This is a genomic window from Candidatus Binataceae bacterium, from assembly GCA_035508495.1.
In the GTDB taxonomy this organism is placed as follows: domain Bacteria; phylum Desulfobacterota; class Binatia; order Binatales; family Binataceae; genus JASHPB01.
The window spans coordinates 85,405-104,310 of the sequence record DATJMX010000068.1; the positions used below are offsets into that span (position 1 = coordinate 85,405).

Genomic DNA, 18,906 nt, shown 5'->3' on the forward strand with positions numbered 1-18,906 from the left:
CTGAACCGCCATGAATTTCGCCGATCTTGCGGGACTTGCAGGCGGTCACGCCGAAGCGCGCGCGATCCAGGTCGCGGTCAAGCTTGGGATTTTCGATCTGCTGGCGCGCGAGCCGCTCGACGCGGCTGCGATTGCACGTGCGCTGCGCTGCGACGAGCGCGCGACTGAGATGCTGTCGAACGCGATCGTCGCGTTGGGACTCCTCGCGAAAACGCAGGGACGCTACGAGCTCACCGAATCGTCGCGCCGCTACCTGGTGAGCTCGTCAGCCGAATACCTCGGCGCCATGATCCTGTTCGATGAGGCGCTCTTTGCGACCTGGGCGAACCTCGAAGAGACGATCCGAAACGGTCTGCCGGCGCGCGTGCCTGACATGTATCAATCGCGGCGCGACGAGACCGAGCGTTTTATCGGCGCGATGGACAGCCTGACGCGCGCCCGCGGCGACGCCGAATGGGTGGCGTCGCATCTCGATCTCAACGGCATCGATACGATCGCCGACGTCGGTGGCGGTCCCGGCACTTACATCGCCGCGCTGCTCAGGCACTCGCCCCGGCTGCGCGCGGCGATTTACGATTTGCCGGCCACGCTCGATGTCGCGCGGCGAATCCTGGCCGAGCGCGAGCCGCTCGTGATGAGCCGCATCGACTTGCGCGAAGTCGATTACCTGCGCGACGAGCTGCCGGGCCCGGTCGGCGCGCTTTTCATGTCGAACATCATTCACAGCGAGGACGCATCGACCAACGCACGGCTGATGGAAAAATGCTTCCGCGCGCTGGGCAGTGGTGGACTTGTTGTGATCAAAGATCACATCATGAACGCTGAGCTGACCGAGCCGCGCGCCGGTGCGGTCTTCTCGCTCTACTTGATGCTGACCACGCGCGGGCGCGACTATTCGTTCGAGGAAGTGGCGGGATGGCTGAGAGGGGTGGGCTTCGTCGATATCCGGCGCGAAAGGCTGCCGAGTCCGCCGTTTACTTCATCAATCATCATCGCACGCAAACTGTGACTCGATCTCTCACGCGCACTCTGAAGCTCCTTTCGGCGAAGCTGTTTTTGGCGGGGCTGGCGTCAACGATGGCGGGATGCGCCGCGGGCGCGCTCTTGGGGATGGCGCCGCAGGTCGTCGAAGTCGCAGGCATGGCGGCGGGCGGCAGCGTTTCAAAGTTGCAGGGCAAGCCCGACGAGTTCGGCCCCGAGGGCGCCGACGAGCAGCGTGAGCGATGCGAGGAGTTAACGCACGACACGCCCGGCATCGAGGAGATTCGCCAGGACAAGGACGGTACGATCGAGTCGCGCCAATGGCGAATCCTGCACGCAGTCACGCCCGAGTGGATGATCTCGCCGACCAGGTCCGCGCCGCAGGACGGATGGGAAGCGAAGCCCGAGATCGCGCGGCTTCGTTTTGATCCGCCGCTCACCGATTCGCTCAAGGCCGGCGGCGAGTCGATGTTCCTCGCATACGCGCCGTCTGACGTGAAGACTCCCGCAGACAGCCAAGTCTTCGAGAGCATGACGAGCGCGTTCGGCGCGGCGCAGGGATCGTTCCAATGGCGCCAGCGCAACTACGACTACGTGATGGTGCCGAAGCTGCCCTGCTTCAAGATTTCAAAGTAAGATCGCATCGGAAGCGATGCTCAAGGGGCGAAAATCGCGGCTCTTCGCGGCCGCGCTCGCGCTGATAGTGCTGGCGCCGTTTGCGTCGGTGCTCTACGCTCAGCGCATGAACGAAGAGATGGCGGCGCCGCTCATCCCGCATCCGGCTTCCTGGCCGGGCAACGAAATTACGCTCGCGTACCTCGGCCATGCGACGCTGCTGATGAACTACCTCGGCGTGCGCGTCCTGACAGATCCAAGCTTGTTCTCGCGCGTCGGGCTCGCATTCGATTCGATCTTCACCATCGGCCCGAAGCGCGTGGTGGCGCCGCCGCTCGGGCCCGCGGATCTGCAGCAGCTCGACGTGATCATAATCACGCACGCGCACATGGATCATCTCGACATTCCGTCGCTGAAAAAGCTCCCCAAGAACGCCGTCGTGATCGCTTGCGACAAGTGCTCACAATTAGTCAAGCCTCTCGGCTTTGCCGACGTGCGCGAGCTGAAATGGGGCGAGCAGACCACCGTCAACGGGCTGACCGTGCGTGCAATGGGCGCGCGGCACTGGGGCAAAAGATGGCCGCCGCTCGGCGGCGACTACGGCTTCAACAGCTACGTGCTCGAGAAAGACGGCAAGCGAATGCTGCTCGCGTGCGACAGTGCCGACACCGATCTGTTCGGCGAGCTGGCAGACAATCCGCCCGACATCGCGGCGTTTTCAATCGGCGCCTACGATCCGTGGATCTGGAACCACGCCAATCCCGAGCAGGTTTGGTCGATGTTCCAGCAGACCCACGCCCGCTGGCTCGTCCCGATTCATTGGGGCACCTTCAAACTCTCCAAAGAGCCGATGGAAGAGCCGCTCCAGCGCCTGATCGCAGCCGCCGGCCCCGAGGCGAACCGAATAGTGATCCGCCAAATCGGCGCGACCTGGACAATGCCGCAACAACCCGCCTCGCACGAGGCGGCACCGCAAAGCGGCGAAGTATCAGCGACCGCAGGCCGTTAATTCATTTTGCGAGATTGGAAGACGCGCGGAGTTCCGCGAGGCGGGCGTGGGCGATTTCTGCGTAGACCGGGTCGCGTTCGATTCCGGTAAAGCGGCGGCCTTGGCGTCCGGCTGCGATCGCAGTCGTGCCGGTGCCTAGGAAACAGTCGAGAACCAGGTCGTTCGGCTCCGTCCACAATTTGATTATTCGTTCGAGGAGTTCGAGTGGCTTTTGTGTAGGATGGCTGCCGGCGCGGCGCTCCGAGCGGGGCGTGCACGGGAATTGCCACATGTTGCGCAGTTGCTTGCCGCCGCCGATCTCTTTGGACACCTGGTAGTTGAAGGTCCACTTGGTCGCGCGCTCGGGCGTGTTGTTGCACGCCCAGATGATGAACTCGGTGCTCTCGGTGGGGAGCCGCCCCGTGATATTGGGCTGCGCGTTGGGCTTGAACCACGTGATCTGCTGCAGGATTCGCCGCCCGAGCACGTGCTCGAGCACGAAGCCAATCAAGTAAATGTTATGGAAGCTGCCGAACACGAGGATGTTGCCGTTCGGCTTCACGACGCGGCATGCCTCGGCGAGCCATCGCCGCGTGAAATCAAAATATTCGTCGTGCGAGAACCGATCCCACTGCTCCGCCATCGTGACGTGCGTACTGAATGCCCACGCAAGTCCCTTGCGGCGGCTCATGTTGTAGGGGGGGTCGGTAATGCACGCGTCGATCAAGGCCGCAGGCCATCGCGTCATCACGTCCATGCAATCGCCGTGAACGATCGTGTTGGGCTCGGGCGCCGATTCAGATATTGCCGGCGGGTTCCCGTTGGATGGCGGGGCGGCGGCGCGCGCGCGACGTTCAGCCACGCTTACGCTTCTTGGAGAGATAATCGACGAGCATGTACTCGCCGAGATGGTCGGGGCGCGTGTAGAGGGCGCGGCCGCGGTTGATCTGCGTCATCTTGTCGACGAAGGCGCGCAGGCTCGGCGAATCGTCGAGCATGAAGGTGTTTATCGTGATGCCTTTGCGCGTGATGCGCTCGACTTCCTTCAGCGTTTCCTGCGCGGCGCGCATGCTGATGCCGCCGAACGACAGCGGCCATTCGCAGTAGAGCCGCTTGTTGAGGAAGTAGGCGGTCGGTTGACCATCAGTTATGACGATAATGTGCTGGTTGCGCGACGGATGCCGGTTGAGCAGGTCCGAGGCGAGGCGCAATCCGTCCTGCAGGTTGGTGAACGGGTCGCCCATGTTCCACGAGGCTTCGGGCAGGTCCTTCAGCTTCAATTCGACGGCGCGCGTGTAGAACCCGACGATCGAGAAGAAGTCGCGCGGGAACTTCGAGCGAATCAGCGTCTCCATCGCCATCGCGACTTTCTTCGCCGCCGCGAATCGCCCTTCCCAGCTCATCGACCACGACATGTCGAGGCACAGCACAGTCGATGACGAGCTGCCGTAGTCGTTCTCGTAGATCTCGAAGTCGTCGGGATTTAGCTGGAGCGGCACGCCGGCCTTGCGCGCGAGCGCCTTCTTCAAAGTCGCAACCAGATTCAGGTTGAGCGGATCGCCGAAGCTGTAAGGCTTGGTCTGCTCGGGGCGCATCTCGGTGACGCCGCGATGATCGGTGATGTGGCCGCCGGATCGATCGCGCAATAGGTTCTGATAGATGTCGCGCAGCGCGAGCTGGCCGATGCGCCGCACGCCCTTGGGCGAGAGCTGAAAATGATCGCCCTTGGGCACCATGTAGCCCGACTGCGTCAGCAGGACCATTACCTGCTTGAGGTTCTGGAAGTCCTTGCTCGCCTGCTGGCCGAGGATCTGTTGCAGGTCTTCCATCGAGATGGTCTCGAAGTTACCCGACATCAAGTCCTGCTCGAGCTGGCGCATCCGCTCCATCTCGTGCATGAGGTCGAGCGCCTCCTGGTAACCGAGGCTCTTCGGCCCGTGGAACATGTGCTGATTGCGATCGCGGAAATTTTCGAGATCGCGGATATTCTCGTACTCGGAGAGCAGGTCCTCGAAGTCGGACTTGGCCTGTTCGTCCTCGAACTCGTAGGCTTCGAGCTTGCGCAGCGCTTCGGAAAGCCGCCGCGGTATCCGCGACAGATCGCGCTGCTTGTCCTCGACCCCGGGCTTCTGGCCCTTGAGCGAATCGAGGGTCTGCTTCTCGCGATTTAATATGTCCTCGAGCTTCTGCTCCATCTCGGAGAGCGCGTTCTTCAGATTGAAGTCGCGATAGCGCTGGCGCATCTCCTGGCGCAACTGTTCGATAAATTCCTCGAGGCCCATAACGCGCACACCGTCGAAGTCCATCCCCTGGCGCATCATCCAGTCCATCGCCTGGCGAACATCGTCGGTATAGGAAAGGTACTCGGCCAGCTTCTCGAACACCTTGTCGGCGTCGAGCTTGAGCTGCTGGGTGCCGTCCCACTGCGTGTAACGAGTAGTTATCATGGTGCCCCTTGAATCAGGATCAGGCGTGATATGCGAAACGGCCGCCCTGCCGATCCTTGTTGAGCTTCTGATGGAGATGGAGTCCCTCGAACACGAACTCGCTCGCCGACGCCATCAGGCCCGGCGTCTCGAAGGGCCCGAGCTGCGCGATCGCCTCGCGCAGTCCCGTCACCTCGCGCAGCGGCTCGGTGTATTCCGATGACGGCGCGCCGTCGGAAACCTCGACGCCCCATCCCTGCTCGAAATACGTGATGACTTTTTTCAGGTCGTCGAGCTTGTAGTAGCGATCGAAGGTCTTGAGCACGGCGCGATTGATGAGCCGCTCGACGAGGTCCTCTTCCTTCTTGTCCTCGCCGACGTACTCGAGCTCGATCTTGCCGGCGGTCGAGGCGTAGAGCGCATGCAGATCGGAGATGCGCGGGACGATCTCGTTGTCACCGTTGCGCACGGCGCGCTTCTCGGCGTTGGACAATACTGACTCGAAGTTATTGATCGTGACGCGCACCGAGACGCCCGACGACTGGTTGATCTCGTTGGAGCCGCGCGCCTCGAACGTCACCTGCGCCAGGATGTCTTTCAGAAACTGCGGGATACGCACCTCGACGCCCTCGCGCGGCGGATAGACCGCCTCCTGCTCCATGATCGCAATCTCGTGCTCGAGGGTCTTCGGATAATGCGTGCGAATCTGGATATCGAAGCGATCCTTGAGCGGCGTGATGATGCGTCCGCGCGAGGTGTAGTCTTCGGGATTTGCGCTCGCGACGAACACCAGGTCGACCGGCAGCCGAATCTTGTAGCCTTTTATCTGGACGTCCTTTTCTTCCATCAGGTTGAAAAGGCCGACCTGAACTTTCTCGGTGAGATCGGGCAGCTCGTTGATCGCGAAGATGCCGCGGTTGGTGCGCGGGATTAACCCGTAGTGAATCGTCTCTTCGTCGGCGAGGTAGCGGCCCTCGGCGACCTTGATCGGATCGATTTCGCCGATCAGGTCCGCGACCGAGACGTCAGGCGTGGCGAGCTTTTCGGCGTAGCGCGGCTCGCGGCCGATCCATTCGATCTCGAGCGCATCGCCCTTTTCGGCTGACTTCTTGATACAGGTGCGGCAGATCGGCGCGAACGGATCGTCGTTGATCTCGCATCCTTTGATCGCCGGCACAAATTCGTCGAGCAATCCTGCGAGCGCGCGGATGATGCGCGACTTCGCCTGGCCGCGCTCGCCGAGAAAGATCATGTGATGACCGGCGAGGACGCCGTTTTCGATCTCGGGCACGACGCTTTCATCGTAACCGACGATCCCCGACAGGATCGGCGTTTTGTTGCGCAGGCGTTCGAGGAGATTCTTGCGCATCTCCATGCGCACCGGCAGCGTCTTGTAGCCAGCAGCCTTCAGTTCGCCGAGGGTGCGGAGCTTGAGCAGTTTCTCATCCATCGTGAATCCTGCGCGGACCTGAGATTAAGATATTTCAGCGCCAATATTCTTAAAAAATGGCTTGAGCTGACGGTAGCTGTCTTCCAGACTCTGCGACACGACACGCGCGGAGGCAAGTGCCGGCATGAAGTTGTTGTCGCCATCCCAGCGCGGAACGATATGCCAGTGCATGTGCTCGGCGAATCCCGCCCCGGCAGCGCGCCCGAGGTTCGCGCCGAGATTAATCCCGTGCGGCTTCAGCGCCTTGCGGATGCGCGCGACCGAAGCCGCAACCAGATCGGTCAGCAGCGCGCGTTCGTCGCGCTTCATCAATTCGGGCGAGGCCACGTGTCGGCGCGGCGCAACCATCAGATGCCCACCCGTATAGGGATACAGGTTGAGCATGATGACGGCGCGATCGTTGTCGAACAAGATCAGGCGGCGGCGGCGTTCGGCCGCGGTCAGGCTATCAAAACAGAAGATGCATTGCTGCGGAGCTTGGGTTGCCTTGCGCAGATAGGAATAGCGCCACGGGGCCCAGATCCTGACCCCCGCCGGCGAGGCGTTCGCCTCTGTGATCCTAGTGGCGTTCGTCCTCGTCTTCGGCGCCATTTACATTTATGTCGAGACGGAGTTCCTTGCCGGCGCGGAAGAACGGGATGCGCTTGGCGTCAACCTTGACCATCGCGCCGGTTTTGGGATTGCGGCCCTGGCGCGCGCGCCGATCCTTGACGCCGAAGCTGCCGAAGCCGCGAATCTCGATTCGCTCAGCGCGCGCCAGCGAGTCAATCATGGCATCGACCATCGCGTTGACGATGGTCGATGCCTGACGATGATTGAAACTGGGATGCCGCGCCATGAGCTCTTCGATGATGCCCCGCTTGGTCATCGATGCGCTCGGTCTGGTTCGCAAAGCCGGCTAGCGGTTGCGGCCGCGCTGCGAGGAGCGGCCCTCGCGATCCTCGCGGTCGAGGCGAAGCTCTTCGTTGAGGATATCTTCCATCGAGAAGCGCTGCGCCTCGTGCTCACGCTTGAGGTAGGCCTGCATCTCCTCGCGTTCCTCGTGCTGCTTGAGGGCCTTTATCGAAAGCCCGATGCGCCGCTCCTTGGGATCGAGCTGCACCACCAAGGCCTCGAGCTCGTCGCCAACCTTGAACAGCGACGACGGCTTATCGACGCGCTCATTGCTTAACTGCGAAATGTGAATCAGACCTTCGATGCCTTCCTCGATCTCGACGAACACCCCGAAGTCCGCAACCGAGCTGACCTTGCCGTGAATTCGCGTGTTGAGCGGATAGCGCTCCGCCGCCGTGCTCCACGGATCGGAGTTGAGCTGCTTGACGCCGAGCGACACGCGCTCGTTCTCTACATCTATTCCCAGCACGATCGCTTCGACGTCGTCGCCCTTCTTGTAGACCTCGCTCGGATGACGGATCTTCTTGGTCCACGACAGGTCCGAAATATGCACCAGGCCGTCGATACCGGGCTCGATCTCGACGAACACGCCGAAGTCGGTGATCGACTTGACCTTGCCCGTGACGCGCGTGCCGACCGGATGACGCTGCGCGAGCGCTTCCCACGGATTGGGCTCGGTCTGCTTGAGGCCGAGCGAGATGCGCCGGTTGCCTTCGTCGACGCCCAGCACCTGGACCTCGACGTAGTCGTTCGGATTCACCACTTTCGAGGGATGAACGGCGCGCTTGCTCCAGCTCATCTCGGAAACGTGGATCAGTCCTTCGACGCCCTTCTCGAGCTCGACGAATGCGCCGTAGTCGGTGACGCTCACCACCTTGCCGCGGATTCGCGTGCCGGGAGGATAGCTCTCGGCGACCTTGCTCCACGGGTCGGGCATGATCTGCTTCATGCCGAGCGAGACGCGCTCGCGCTCGCCGTCGTACTTCAGCACCACGACCTTGACCTTGTCTCCGACCTTGAGCACTTCCGACGGATGGGTGAGGCGTCCCCACGCCATGTCGGTGATATGCAACAGGCCGTCGATACCGCCGAGGTCGATGAACGCGCCGTAGTCGGTGATGTTCTTGACGGTGCCTTCGAGGATCACGCCCTCTTCGAGGACCTTGAGGGTCTGCTCCTTGAGCGAAGCGCGCTCGCGCTCGAGCACCGCCCGCCGCGAGACGACGACGTTGCCACGCGCGCGATTGAACTTGAGGATCTGGAAGCGGCCGCGCTGGCCGACATAGCGATCGAGATTGCGTGCGGGGCGGATGTCAACGTGTGAACCCGGCAGGAAGGCCGGCACGCCGATATCGACCTTGAGTCCGCCTTTGACCTTGCCGAGTACCACACCCTCGACCGGGGTCTCGGTCTGGAACGCGCGATCGAGCTCGCGCCAGACTTTGAACTTCTCGGCCTTCGCATGCGAGAGCATCACGGTACCGTTTTCGGTCTCGGTACCCTCGAAGTACACGTCAACCTCGTCGCCTTCCTTGACGGTTGGATGACCTTCGTGGTCAAGGAACTCGGCGAGGGGAACCTGTCCTTCGCACTTGTAGTTGATGTCGATGATGACGCTGTCGCGGGTTATGAGTAGTACGCGGCCGACCAAGACATCGCCGGTGCGGGGAGCCTTCAGGCTCTCTTCCATCAACGACTCAAAGTCATTTTCTCCTCCACTCACTTTTTCAGGCAACGCTTTCTCCATGTAGTTGGGACCTTCCAGAAACTTTCGTGGCTGAATGCCATCCTTACAACCGGGCTAGGATCGTTTCAAGTCCTTGCCGGCGTTGATCCGTTGTTCAATGTGCGCCTGCATCGCGGAAACCACTTCCGCGATACTCATGTGACTCGCGTCGATCACGATCGCGTCGTCGGCGCGCTTAAGCGGCGCGTGCGCGCGCGCGCTGTCGCGGCGATCCCGATCGATGAGTTGCGCGAGCACTTGGTCGCGCGCGATCGGCTCGCCTTTTAAGTGCAGTTCCTTGAAACGCCGCGCCGCGCGCACGTTCACCTCGGCGTCGAGAAAAAACTTTGCTTCGGCATCGGGAAAGATCACGGTGCCGATATCGCGCCCTTCCATCACCACGCCGCCGTCCTGGCCGGCGGCGCGCTGCAGATCGCGCATCCGCTCGCGAACGCTTTTGAGCGCCGAGAATTTCGACGCCAGCTCGCTGACCTCGGGCGATGAAATCTCTTCGCTCACATCCTTGCCGCCCAGTATCACGCGCTCGCCGTCGAACTCGATTCGAATCCGATTGAGCAGCGGCGCGAGTTTCGTTTCGACCTCGCGATCGTCGGGCGTGATGTTCGCCGCACGGGCCGCGATTGCCAGCGCGCGGTACATCGCCCCGGTGTTGAGATACGTGTAACCCAACGCGCTCGCGAGAGCGCGCGCGATCGTTGATTTGCCGGCGCCGGTCGGACCGTCGATTGCGATCACAGGACGCGCGCGTTTGGGGGCGGCGCTCTCCATCACTTCAACCGCTCGCGCATCGCACGCCCGCGATTAAACAGCGCTTCGAGCTGCCTGGCGTCGCCGCTTTCGATGGCGCGCTGAAATTCGGCGAACGTCCGGCGGAAGATCCGCGCCGCATCGGCGATCGCCTCGCGATTGGTCGTGAAAATATCGCGCCACATCTCCCATGACGACGCCGCGAGCCGCGTCGTGTCGCGCAGGCCTCCAGCGCCATACTCGATGACGGATTTATCGTCTACCCGTTCATCGGCCAGCGCCGCCGCGAGCGCGCTCGACACCAGCTGCGGCAGATGACTCGCGCGCGCGAGCAGCTCGTCGTGCGTCCCGGGATCGAGCGTCTCGACCCGCGCGCCAGTGGCGCGCCACAGCTTTTCAATTTTGTCGATCGCGGCGGGCGTGCTCTTTTTCGACGGCGTGATGATCACGCGCCGATCGCGATAGAGATCGATATCGGCCGCGGCCGCGCCGGTCGTTTCCTTGCCCGCCACCGGATGCGCCGCGACCAGCGACATCCCGGCAGGTAGCAGCGGTTCGAGCGCGCGCACCACCCAGCCCTTCACACTGCCGACATCGGTAATTACCGCGTCGGGCGCGCAATGCGGCAGGATCTGCGCGAGCGTCTCGCGCATCGTGACGATCGGCACCGCGAGCATGATGAGGTCAGCGCCGCGCGCCGCCTCGGCCGGATCGCGCGTCGCGAAGTCGAGCATCCCGCGCTCGACCGCCACGTCGAGATTCGCCTGGGTGCGGCCGAGTCCGACGATCCTGCCGACGAGACCGTCGCGGCGCGCGACGAGCGCGAGCGAGCCGCCAATCAGGCCCACGCCGCAGATCGTCAGCTGTTTGAAAAGTTGCGCCATTGATTTTTTATGAAGGCGGCGCGCCGCGCGGCGCACCGCGAAAGGGGTTAGCGGTTAAGCACCTCGGCGAGCGCCGACACCAGGCGGCGATTCTCTGCGGGCAACCCAACACTGATCCGCACATGATGCGGATAGCCGTAACCTCCCATCGGACGAACGATCACGCCTTTGCGCAGGAGCTGGTCGTACACCGCGCCGCCCGAGCCGACCTCGGCGAGCAGGAAGTTGGCGTGGCTCGGCACGTACGCGATTCCGAGGCGGCGGAACTCGCGCTCGAGGTAGGTCATGCCCTCGGCATGGACTTCGAGTGTGCGCGCGATATGCGCCTTGTCATCCATGGCCGCCACCACCGCGACCTGCGCGAGCGAGGTCACGTTGAACGGCTGGCGCACGTGATTCAGCATCTCGACTAGGTCAGGCCGCGCGACCGCGTAGCCGACGCGGATTCCGGCGAGGCCAAAAATTTTCGAGAAGGTGCGGCAGGTGACGATCATGCGGCGATCGTCGTGATCCTTGAGCGAGTCGGGATACTCGGGATCGCGCACGAACTCGAAGTATGCTTCGTCGGCCACGATCACGACACGCTCGGGAACGCGCGCCAGGAAGCGCTGCCATTCGGCGTTGCGATAGATCGTGCCGGTCGGATTGTTGGGATTGCCGAGAAAGACGATTCGCGTGTTGGCGTCGATCGCCGCCGCCATCGCCTCGAGATCGTGCGCGTAGCCGTCGCTGGTCGGCACGACTTTGTGCTCGCCGCCGGCAGCGGCTGTCGCCAGCGGATAAATCGCGAACGAATGCTCGGAGTAAACGGTGTTGAGCCCGGGACGCACGAACAGGAACGCCAGCAGATGCAATACCTCGACCGAGCCCGAGGCCGGGAAGATGCGATTTTCATCGACGCCGTGGCGCGCCGCGATCTTGCGCCGGAGCGCAAAGCTCGCGCCGTCGGGATAGCGATTCAGTTCGGGCAGCGCCGCCCGGATGGCCTCGATCGCCATCGGTGACGGGCCGATAGGATTCTCGTTGGAGGCGAGCTTCACCGGCTCGGATATACCGAGTTCGCGCTCCAGTTCCTCGATCGGTTTACCCGGTTCGTAGGGAGCGAGCGCAGCTACTGAGGGAAGAGCGAGATCTTTGGCGTTTACCAAACGGCGGGGCCTTCCTATGCGGCGGCCGACCTTCCTTCAGGATACGATCCCAGCACCTTCAAGAAAAGGGCCTTGTGCGAAAGTGATTCGAGCGCGCGCTTGAGCTTGGGATCCTCGCGATTACCCTGCAGGTCAACGAAGAAGAGGTATTCCCACGGCCGCGCGCGCAGCGGGCGCGATTCGATCTTCGAAATATTGATCTTGTTGCGCGCGAAAAGGCCGAGCGCCTGGTTGAGCGCGCCGACCCGATCGGCGACCGCGAACAGCGCCGTCGTCTTGTCGCGCGCCGAGCGATCGACGGCTTGCGTCCCCATCACCAAAAAACGCGTGGTGTTGGCGGCGATGTCCTGGATATTTTCGGCGATGACGCGAAGGCCGTAGGCCTCACCCGCCGCGCGCGACGCTATCGCGCCAAGGGTTGCGTCTTCAGCCGCCAGCTTGGCCGCCTGCGCGTTCGAGACCACCGCCTCGGTCTCGCAATGCGGCAGGTTGGCGGCGAGATAATTGCGGCACTGGCCGAGCGATTGCTGATGCGACACGATCTTCACGAGCTTCGACTTGTCGCCGTCGCGTGAGAGCAGCGCATGGCGAATCGGCTGCAGGATCTCGCCGATAATCACCAGCGGCGTATCAATCAGGAGATCGAGCGTCAGGCCGACCTGGCCCTCGGTGGAATTTTCGACCGGCACCACGCCGAAATCGGCGCGCCCGTTTTCGACGGCCTGGAATACCGCCGCGAATGACATCAGCGGCATGAAATCGACACTCGCGCCGAAGCGGGCGCGGGCCGCCTCGTGCGAATAGGTATGCTCGGGGCCTAAGAACGCGACGCGCGGCACCTGCTCGAGTCCGCGGCAGGCCGAGATGATCTCTCTATAGATGTTGCGGACGTGGTCTGCGGTCAGCGGCCCCGGATTCTCGGCCACCATCCGTTCGATAATCTCGCGCTCGCGCGCCGGCTGGTAGACGAGCGTGCCGTCGGTGTGCTTGAGGCGTCCGACCTCGGTCGCGATCGTCGCGCGCAGCGCGAGCAGGCGCAGCAGCTTGAGATTGACCTCGTCCATCCGCGCCCTGAGCGTCTCGATCGACGGCGGTTCAGGCGCGATCCGTTTGGCAGTCCTCTGTGGCATCGCGGACGAAATGGCTAACTGATCGGGCGCTCGTTTTCAACGCGGGCACGGGTCACGAACGAGGAGCCCATCGCGGCGAACTTGCGATCGCGATCGCGGCGAAGCTGCTCGGGCTTCATCTTTGATAGCTGTGCGAGATTGCGCGCGATGGCGGCGCCGAGCAGATGCGCCGCTTCGGCTGGCGCGGTATGCGCCCCGCCCGACGGCTCAGGCACGATCTCGTCGATAAGACCGAGGCTCTTCAGATCGGGCGCCGACAGTTTCATCGCGCTCGCCGCGCGCGCCACGTTCTCTTCGCTCGCCGTGCGCCACAGAATCGCCGCGCAGCCTTCGGGCGTGATGACCGAGTAGCACGCGTTCTCCTGCATCAGGACGCGATTCGCGACGCCGAGCGCGAGCGCACCACCAGAGCCGCCCTCGCCAATCACGCACGCGATACTTGGCACGGTGAGCCGCGCCATCAGCTCGAGGTCGGCCGCTATCGCCTCGACTTGCCCGCGCTCCTCGGCGCTCACCCCCGGGTCGGCGCCTTGGGTATCGATAAATGTCAGGAGCGGCAGACCGAATTGCTCGGCGAGCTGATAGACCCGCGCCGCCTTGCGATAGCCGTCGGGCTTGGGACTGCCGAAGTTGCGCTTGATGCGCTCGGCGGTGGTGCGGCCGCGCTGCTGGCCGACGACTGCGACCGGGCGGCCGCCGAAGTAGGCGAGTCCGGCGACGATCGCGCCGTCGTCGCTGAAGCGGCGGTCGCCATGAATTTCGAAGAAGTCGCGCAGCAGCAGATCGAAGTAGTCGAGCGATTGCGGGCGGGTCGGATTGCGCGCGAGGCGGACCCGCTCGATGGGCGACGGACCCGCCGGCGCTGCGCCGTTCGCGCGCTCGGTCCGCGCCGCGCGCGGCTTCTTGCCGTTCGGATTTCCCTTCAACTTGTTTCCCCGCACTGCGCCCATCATGACGCAGGCAGCGCCGCTTGTGGAGCGGCGCGGCCGGCGAAAAACGCGGCCAACATCTCGCGAGCCTTACCCGGCGCGCGCAGCGGGTCAAGCCAGACCACGCCGGGCTGGTGGCGAAACCAGGTGAGCTGGCGCTTGGCGAGGCGCCGCGACTCGCGCTTGGCGTTTTCGATCGCGGCCTTAAGCGTGAGCTCGCCGCGCAGATACGCCGCGATCTCCGCGTAGCCGATTGAATTCAACGGCTGGCGATCAAATGAGTAACCCGCAGAGAGCAATGCGCGCACTTCATCGACCAGCCCGGCCGCGACCATCGCGTCGAATCGGCGGTCGATATTCTCGTAGAGCAGCTCGCGAGCCGTCTCGATCGCGAGCGTGAGTTCGTCGAAGTCGCTTTGCGCAAAGGCGTGGCGCTCCTGATGGCGGCTGATCGGTTCGCCGCTCAGCTCGTACACTTCGAGCGCGCGCGTGATGCGGTAGAGATCGTTGACGTGGATTCGATTCGCCGCCACGGCATCGACGGCGCGCAGACTTTCATGGAGATGCGGCACGCCGTGCTCGGCCGCGATCGCGGCCAGGCGCGCGCGAATCTCGGGCGAGGCCGGCGGTCCTGCGAAAATTCCGCCGCGCAGGACGCGCAGATAGAGTCCGCTGCCGCCAACGACAAGCACCGGATTCCCGCGGCCTGCGATCTCGGCGATGCGCTCGCGCGCCGTCGCGCCGAACGCGGCGACGTCGAGCGGCTCGTCGGGATTTCGGATATCTATAAGATGATGCGGCACGCGGCGGCGCTCGTCATCCGTCGGCTTGGCGGTGCCGATATCCATCGCGCAGTAGAAAAGCCGCGAGTCGGCGTTGACGATCTCCGCGCCGAGCGCCTGTGCAACTTCGAGCGCGAGCGCGGTCTTACCGCTGCCGGTCGGGCCGACGATAAACCCGACCCGAATCCGCACGGGCGCGTTCATCGCCGGAACATCCGCTCGATCTGCCCGCGCGGAAAGCCGATATGCACCGGGCGGCCGTGCGGGCAGTTGGTCTTGAACTCGGTGCGATCGAGCTCCTCGAGCAGCGCGCGAATCTCGCGATCCTCGAGCACCCGCCCAACCCGCACCGAGCCGTGACAGGCAAGCCGCTTCAGCATCTCCTCAAACGCGCCGCCGCTCTCGCCGCGAATCCGCATCTCGCCGACGGCGTCGAGCATGTCAGAGAGAAGTCGCCCCGCCTGCTCGACGCCGAACACCGCCGGCGCGCCGTTGAGCAGGAGCGTCGAAGGGCCGAACGCTTCGACATCGAAGCCCATCGCGCGCAGCTCCGGGATCGCGGCCTGGATCTGCGCCGCGCGCGCCGGGTTAAGCTCGATCGATTGCGGCGTGAGCATCGCCTGGACGCGGATTCCGCCGCTCTTAAGCTCAGCCTTGAGCTTCTCGAACGTGACGCGCTCGTGGGCGGCGTGCTGATCGACCAGCAACAGCCCGTCCTCGCCTTCGAGCGCGATATACCCAGCAAAGAGCTGGCCGATGACTCTCAGTTGCGAGTACATCGGAATCGGCCGCCCCTGATGCTCGACGCCGTTGGCCGCCTCACGGCTAAACGCGAGGCCGAGCGCGCGCTGCACGGCGGGATTGGCGAGGGGAGCGTCGGGAACGAGCCGGAGCGGCGCCTCGGAGCGCGCGGGAACCGCGGCAGCCATCGAAGCCACGTTGTGATTCGGAACCGGCGGCGCGATTTGCGCTGCCTCCAGCGCAGCGGCTGCGCCGTGCGAAGATTGCATCGCGACTTCCTGCGGCGCGCTTGGGTCTTCAGTCTGATTCGCGAGCCGATCGCGCAGCGCGTGATATACGGCCTCGAAAATCGCGCCCGAGTTGCGAAAGCGCACCTCGGTTTTCATCGGATGCACGTTGACGTCGACTTCCTCGGGATGGATCTCGACGAAAAGGATCACCGCCGGATGGCGTCCGCGCGGAATGAGCGTCTGGTAGGCCTGCTCGACCGCGCGCACCAGCAGGCGATCGCGCACCGTGCGGCCGTTGACGAAGGTGAAGATCATCCTCGCGGTCGCAAACGACTCCTGGCTGGTGGCGGCGAGCCCCCACGCGCGCAGTCCTACGCGCCTGAGATCGAACGCCAACATCCTGGGCGCGAGCTTGGGGCCGAAGAGCTGGCGCGCGCGCTCGAGAATCGTCGTCGCGCGCGGCAGGTCGAAGATCACGCGCCCGTCGCTGGTGAGCCGAAACGCGATCTGATGATTCGCGAGTGCCAGGCGCTGCATCGCCTCGGCAATCACGCTCTGCTCGGTCGCGACGGTCTTGAGAAACTTGAGCCGCGCGGGTGTGTTGAAAAAGAGCTCGCGCACTTCGATCCGCGTGCCGTGGGCTAAGGCGCATTCGCGGGTCGCGTCGATATCGCCGCCGGTGATGGCAAGCTCGATGCCGTGATCGTCGCCCGCCCGCCGCGAGCGCAGCGTCATCCGCGACACGCTCGCGATCGAGGCGAGCGCCTCGCCGCGAAAGCCCAGCGTCCGGATCGCGGCGAGGTCGCCCGCGCCGCGAATCTTCGAAGTGGCGTGGCGCCGAATCGATACGACCGCGTCCTCGCGCCCCATGCCGGAGCCGTCGTCGCTGACCGCCAGCAGCGCGCATCCGCCGCGCTCGATCTCGACGGCAATCGAGCGCGCTCCCGCGTCGAGCGAATTCTCAACCAGCTCCTTTACGGCAGACGCCGGACGCTCGACGACCTCGCCCGCCGCGATCTGGCTTGCGACCTGCTCGGGCAGGATATGAATGATGCGATCCGGCATTGTGCAGCCTTAATGGACATTGTAGCTTGCGGTCCGGATACTCAAGCAATCGCCGCGCGCGCGACGTGTTCACACCCCTACAGGCTGCGCCGGCCCGCTAGCATTCTGAAGATGAAGAAATATCTGGCTACTTTTGTCGGGGCGATGTTAACGCTGGCCTCTTTATCCACACGTGCGCTGGCGCAGGTGCGGATCGGTGTGGGCGTCAACGGTCCGATCTCGTCCGCGACCGAAAACGACATCGAGAACCTGGTCGGCGAATTGCCCAACGTCAAGGAAATCCCGATTCAGCCGCCGGGCGGCCTCGACGCCTGCGTCAAGCGCTTCGTTGCGGGCGAGGCCGACGATCGCCTCGACGCCGTGATAATCGTGAGCCTGCCGGCCGACAGCTTTCATACCGAGAAGAGCGAGCACGAGGCGCGCTTCACGGGGACCTACGAAATCTGGACGCTCAACCTGACGACGCTGGCCGAAGACCGGCATCGATTCACCTTCACCGAGAGCGAGCCGATCGTCGGCACCGCCGCGGCGATCCTGTCGATCCCGGCCCAGATGTTCGTCGAACGTGCCACCGGCAAGAAGCTGCTCTCGTCGAGCGCCTGGCAGGCCTACGAGGCGGTGCAGACCCGGGTCGAGGCCAAGCTCGTCGCCGCGACCAAGCTCTATCTGCAGAATGCTCCCATCCGCGACACGGGTGCGCTGGTGCCAATCGAGACCGCGCAGAATCTGCTCGATCGCGGCGAGGGCGAAACCGCGATGGCGGTGTTCAAGTCGATTGGCCTGCAAAATCCTGAAGTGCAGCGGATGCTGGCCGCGGCACAGGCCCAGATCAAGCGCGCACAGTCGGCGAGCCTGCTAGGCAGGACGCTGGGCGCGATGGACGGCGGCAATATCGCGCAGGCGCGCATCTCGCTCGCCGAGTATGCCGACAATCCCACGGCCGAGACCGGCCGCGCTTCCGCGCTCAGCGCCACGCTCGCGACTCCGCCCGACGATCATCGCGCCGAGCGCGCCTACGACCTCGAGCTTAGCCGCGACGTGCCGGGGCTCGACCATTCGGCGTTCGTCGTGATGGTCAAGCAGATGTTCGCCGAGGAGACCGGCAGCACGCCGGTCGAGATCATCATGACCAACAAGGACATGACGATCGTCGACAAGGAAGCCCCCGCGGGCCTCAAGGCCAACCTCGAAGGATTCGCTTCGGCGCTGGGCAAGAGCGCAAGGATGATGAGTCTCAAGTGCGCCTGCGACGCGAGTGCAGTGCTGACCAGTTCGTCAGTCGGCGAAGCACTTTTGCGTGCGCGCTTCTCGCCCAATTCGACGCGCCCGCAGGTCGGATTGCCTTAGAGCGGATGGCTCTCTTCAGTCCGGAGCGAAGAGAGCCAGGCAAACCACGAAGGCACCAAGTAAAGAATTGGTTTTTCGAAGCGGCGGAGCCGCTTCGCTTCGTGCCTTGGTGTCTTTGTGGTTATCTGGAGTCGGTTGCCGGGGCGCCGATCAGCAAATCGCGGTTCCAGACCCACGAACGAATCGGGATCCTCCTGACCGCGTGATGCGCGGCCCAGCCTGCGGGTGCATTGCCACCCGGCGTCTCCAGCAGCGCGAAGTAGTCGCCTGAGGGCAGCGCCTCGCCAGTATCAAGGTTGTACGCCCGCGTGAAAATCGCCCATGTCGGCGCGAATTCCTTGAGAGCGTCCCCCGAGCTCGCGATTTTCGCATCGCTCGGCAGACTGTCGGCTAGAGCGAATTGCACGCGCTTGTGCGCATTCAAGTACGACTGATGCGCGAGCGTCAGCAGCAGGAAGGATGCTGCGAAAGCCGTGAGCGCTGCGGTTTTTCCGATACCGCGTTCGAGCAGGCCGCTGCGAGAACTCAGAAACTGCGCCGCCGGGAAGCAGGCGAGCATCGAGGCGGGAAGCAGAAAGCGCTGTCCGGGGATAAAGCCCGCTATCATCGCGGCAAACGTATTGCGCGCCGAGCCGACGTTGAGCCCGTCGCGATAGAAATACAGAGACGCCATCGCGATCGTCACTGCGCATACCGCAGGGATAGCCCAGGTGCCTGACCATCGCCGCGAAAACGCCGCCCATCCCGCGATCGGAAAAATGGCCAACGAAAAGAAATAGAACGGCAGGAACCCCGCAAGATG

At 63.7% G+C, this 18,906-nt stretch carries 18 protein-coding genes; 4 read left to right on the plus strand and 14 right to left on the minus strand.

The window, feature by feature from the left end; all coding sequences use genetic code 11:
• Positions 1-10: 10 nt before the first annotated feature.
• The 3 genes from VMA09_20305 to VMA09_20315 all read left to right on the plus strand — a co-directional run bounded on the left by VMA09_20305 (position 11) and on the right by VMA09_20315 (position 2,605).
• Positions 11-1,009 carry a methyltransferase gene (locus VMA09_20305; GenBank protein ID HUA35965.1) on the plus strand — a complete coding sequence of 333 codons (999 nt, stop codon included), beginning with the start codon at positions 11-13 and terminating at the stop codon, positions 1,007-1,009.
• A 68-nt stretch (positions 1,010-1,077) separates the two neighbouring features.
• Entirely contained in the window at positions 1,078-1,617 is a 540-nt protein-coding gene (locus tag VMA09_20310; protein HUA35966.1) for a hypothetical protein, read from the plus strand.
• 16 nt (positions 1,618-1,633) lie between these two features.
• Positions 1,634-2,605 (plus strand): MBL fold metallo-hydrolase, encoded by a 972-nt coding sequence (locus tag VMA09_20315; GenBank protein HUA35967.1) that lies wholly within the window; start codon positions 1,634-1,636, stop codon positions 2,603-2,605.
• A gap of 1 nt (position 2,606) precedes the next feature.
• On the opposite strand, the gene VMA09_20320 is transcribed toward VMA09_20315, so the two are convergent.
• Genes VMA09_20320 through mutL form a run of 13 tightly spaced genes read right to left on the minus strand, consistent with a single transcriptional unit; the run spans position 2,607 to position 16,757 of the window.
• Positions 2,607-3,446 (minus strand): site-specific DNA-methyltransferase, encoded by an 840-nt coding sequence (locus tag VMA09_20320; protein ID HUA35968.1) that lies wholly within the window; start codon positions 3,444-3,446, stop codon positions 2,607-2,609.
• On the minus strand, positions 3,439-5,031 hold the full coding sequence (locus VMA09_20325; GenBank protein HUA35969.1) for a VWA domain-containing protein: 1,593 nt from the start codon (positions 5,029-5,031) through the stop codon (positions 3,439-3,441). The genes VMA09_20320 and VMA09_20325 overlap by 8 nt, the downstream gene beginning before the upstream one ends.
• A 19-nt stretch (positions 5,032-5,050) precedes the next feature.
• Positions 5,051-6,460: a hypothetical protein gene (locus tag VMA09_20330; protein ID HUA35970.1), complete on the minus strand. Its 1,410-nt coding sequence runs from the start codon at positions 6,458-6,460 to the stop codon at positions 5,051-5,053.
• A 24-nt stretch (positions 6,461-6,484) separates the two neighbouring features.
• Positions 6,485-7,051, minus strand: a complete 567-nt coding sequence (locus VMA09_20335) for an HIT domain-containing protein (GenBank protein ID HUA35971.1) — start codon at positions 7,049-7,051, stop codon at positions 6,485-6,487.
• Positions 7,020-7,328 (minus strand): integration host factor subunit beta, encoded by a 309-nt coding sequence (locus VMA09_20340; GenBank protein HUA35972.1) that lies wholly within the window; start codon positions 7,326-7,328, stop codon positions 7,020-7,022. Before VMA09_20340 ends, VMA09_20335 begins: the two co-directional genes overlap by 32 nt.
• Positions 7,329-7,358: 30 nt before the next feature.
• Entirely contained in the window at positions 7,359-9,101 is a 1,743-nt protein-coding gene (locus tag VMA09_20345; protein ID HUA35973.1) for a 30S ribosomal protein S1, read from the minus strand.
• A gap of 54 nt (positions 9,102-9,155) precedes the next feature.
• A complete protein-coding gene (gene cmk, locus VMA09_20350) occupies positions 9,156-9,869 on the minus strand; it encodes a (d)CMP kinase (GenBank protein HUA35974.1) in 714 nt (237 codons plus the stop codon).
• Positions 9,869-10,732: a prephenate dehydrogenase/arogenate dehydrogenase family protein gene (locus VMA09_20355; protein HUA35975.1), complete on the minus strand. Its 864-nt coding sequence runs from the start codon at positions 10,730-10,732 to the stop codon at positions 9,869-9,871. The genes cmk and VMA09_20355 overlap by 1 nt, the downstream gene beginning before the upstream one ends.
• A 47-nt stretch (positions 10,733-10,779) precedes the next feature.
• The gene (gene hisC, locus VMA09_20360) at positions 10,780-11,880 is read right to left on the minus strand and encodes a histidinol-phosphate transaminase (protein HUA35976.1); all 1,101 of its coding nucleotides are present in this window, start codon (positions 11,878-11,880) and stop codon (positions 10,780-10,782) included.
• Positions 11,881-11,894: 14 nt separating this feature from the next.
• Positions 11,895-13,010 carry a prephenate dehydratase gene (pheA, locus tag VMA09_20365; GenBank protein ID HUA35977.1) on the minus strand — a complete coding sequence of 372 codons (1,116 nt, stop codon included), beginning with the start codon at positions 13,008-13,010 and terminating at the stop codon, positions 11,895-11,897.
• Between the two features lie 14 nt (positions 13,011-13,024).
• Entirely contained in the window at positions 13,025-13,936 is a 912-nt protein-coding gene (locus VMA09_20370; GenBank protein HUA35978.1) for an acetyl-CoA carboxylase carboxyltransferase subunit alpha, read from the minus strand.
• A 23-nt stretch (positions 13,937-13,959) separates the two neighbouring features.
• On the minus strand, positions 13,960-14,925 hold the full coding sequence (gene miaA, locus VMA09_20375; GenBank protein HUA35979.1) for a tRNA (adenosine(37)-N6)-dimethylallyltransferase MiaA: 966 nt from the start codon (positions 14,923-14,925) through the stop codon (positions 13,960-13,962).
• The gene (gene mutL, locus VMA09_20380; GenBank protein ID HUA35980.1) at positions 14,922-16,757 is read right to left on the minus strand and encodes a DNA mismatch repair endonuclease MutL; all 1,836 of its coding nucleotides are present in this window, start codon (positions 16,755-16,757) and stop codon (positions 14,922-14,924) included. The genes miaA and mutL overlap by 4 nt, the downstream gene beginning before the upstream one ends.
• Before the next feature lie 111 nt (positions 16,758-16,868).
• Between mutL and VMA09_20385 the strand changes: the two genes are divergently transcribed.
• Complete coding sequence (locus VMA09_20385) at positions 16,869-18,104, plus strand: hypothetical protein (GenBank protein HUA35981.1); 1,236 nt, start codon at positions 16,869-16,871, stop codon at positions 18,102-18,104.
• 121 nt (positions 18,105-18,225) lie between these two features.
• On the opposite strand, the gene VMA09_20390 is transcribed toward VMA09_20385, so the two are convergent.
• A partial coding sequence (locus VMA09_20390) for a hypothetical protein (GenBank protein ID HUA35982.1) occupies positions 18,226-18,906 on the minus strand: 681 nt, incomplete at its 5' end.

Excerpts from the sequence above, each read along its gene's own strand:
- VMA09_20305 (HUA35965.1), top strand. The coding sequence starts at position 11 with ATGAATTTCGCCGATCTTGCGGGACTTGCAGGCGGTCACGCCGAAGCG.
- cmk (HUA35974.1), bottom strand. The coding sequence starts at position 9,869 with ATGGAGAGCGCCGCCCCCAAACGCGCGCGTCCTGTGATCGCAATCGAC.
- VMA09_20355 (HUA35975.1), bottom strand. The coding sequence starts at position 10,732 with ATGGCGCAACTTTTCAAACAGCTGACGATCTGCGGCGTGGGCCTGATT.
- miaA (HUA35979.1), bottom strand. The coding sequence starts at position 14,925 with ATGAACGCGCCCGTGCGGATTCGGGTCGGGTTTATCGTCGGCCCGACC.
- VMA09_20345 (HUA35973.1), bottom strand. The coding sequence starts at position 9,101 with ATGGAGAAAGCGTTGCCTGAAAAAGTGAGTGGAGGAGAAAATGACTTT.
- VMA09_20315 (HUA35967.1), top strand. The coding sequence starts at position 1,634 with ATGCTCAAGGGGCGAAAATCGCGGCTCTTCGCGGCCGCGCTCGCGCTG.
- VMA09_20310 (HUA35966.1), top strand. The coding sequence starts at position 1,078 with ATGGCGGGATGCGCCGCGGGCGCGCTCTTGGGGATGGCGCCGCAGGTC.
- VMA09_20385 (HUA35981.1), top strand. The coding sequence starts at position 16,869 with ATGAAGAAATATCTGGCTACTTTTGTCGGGGCGATGTTAACGCTGGCC.
- VMA09_20330 (HUA35970.1), bottom strand. The coding sequence starts at position 6,460 with ATGGATGAGAAACTGCTCAAGCTCCGCACCCTCGGCGAACTGAAGGCT.
- VMA09_20340 (HUA35972.1), bottom strand. The coding sequence starts at position 7,328 with ATGACCAAGCGGGGCATCATCGAAGAGCTCATGGCGCGGCATCCCAGT.
- pheA (HUA35977.1), bottom strand. The coding sequence starts at position 13,010 with ATGCCACAGAGGACTGCCAAACGGATCGCGCCTGAACCGCCGTCGATC.
- mutL (HUA35980.1), bottom strand. The coding sequence starts at position 16,757 with ATGCCGGATCGCATCATTCATATCCTGCCCGAGCAGGTCGCAAGCCAG.
- VMA09_20325 (HUA35969.1), bottom strand. The coding sequence starts at position 5,031 with ATGATAACTACTCGTTACACGCAGTGGGACGGCACCCAGCAGCTCAAG.
- VMA09_20335 (HUA35971.1), bottom strand. The coding sequence starts at position 7,051 with ATGGCGCCGAAGACGAGGACGAACGCCACTAGGATCACAGAGGCGAAC.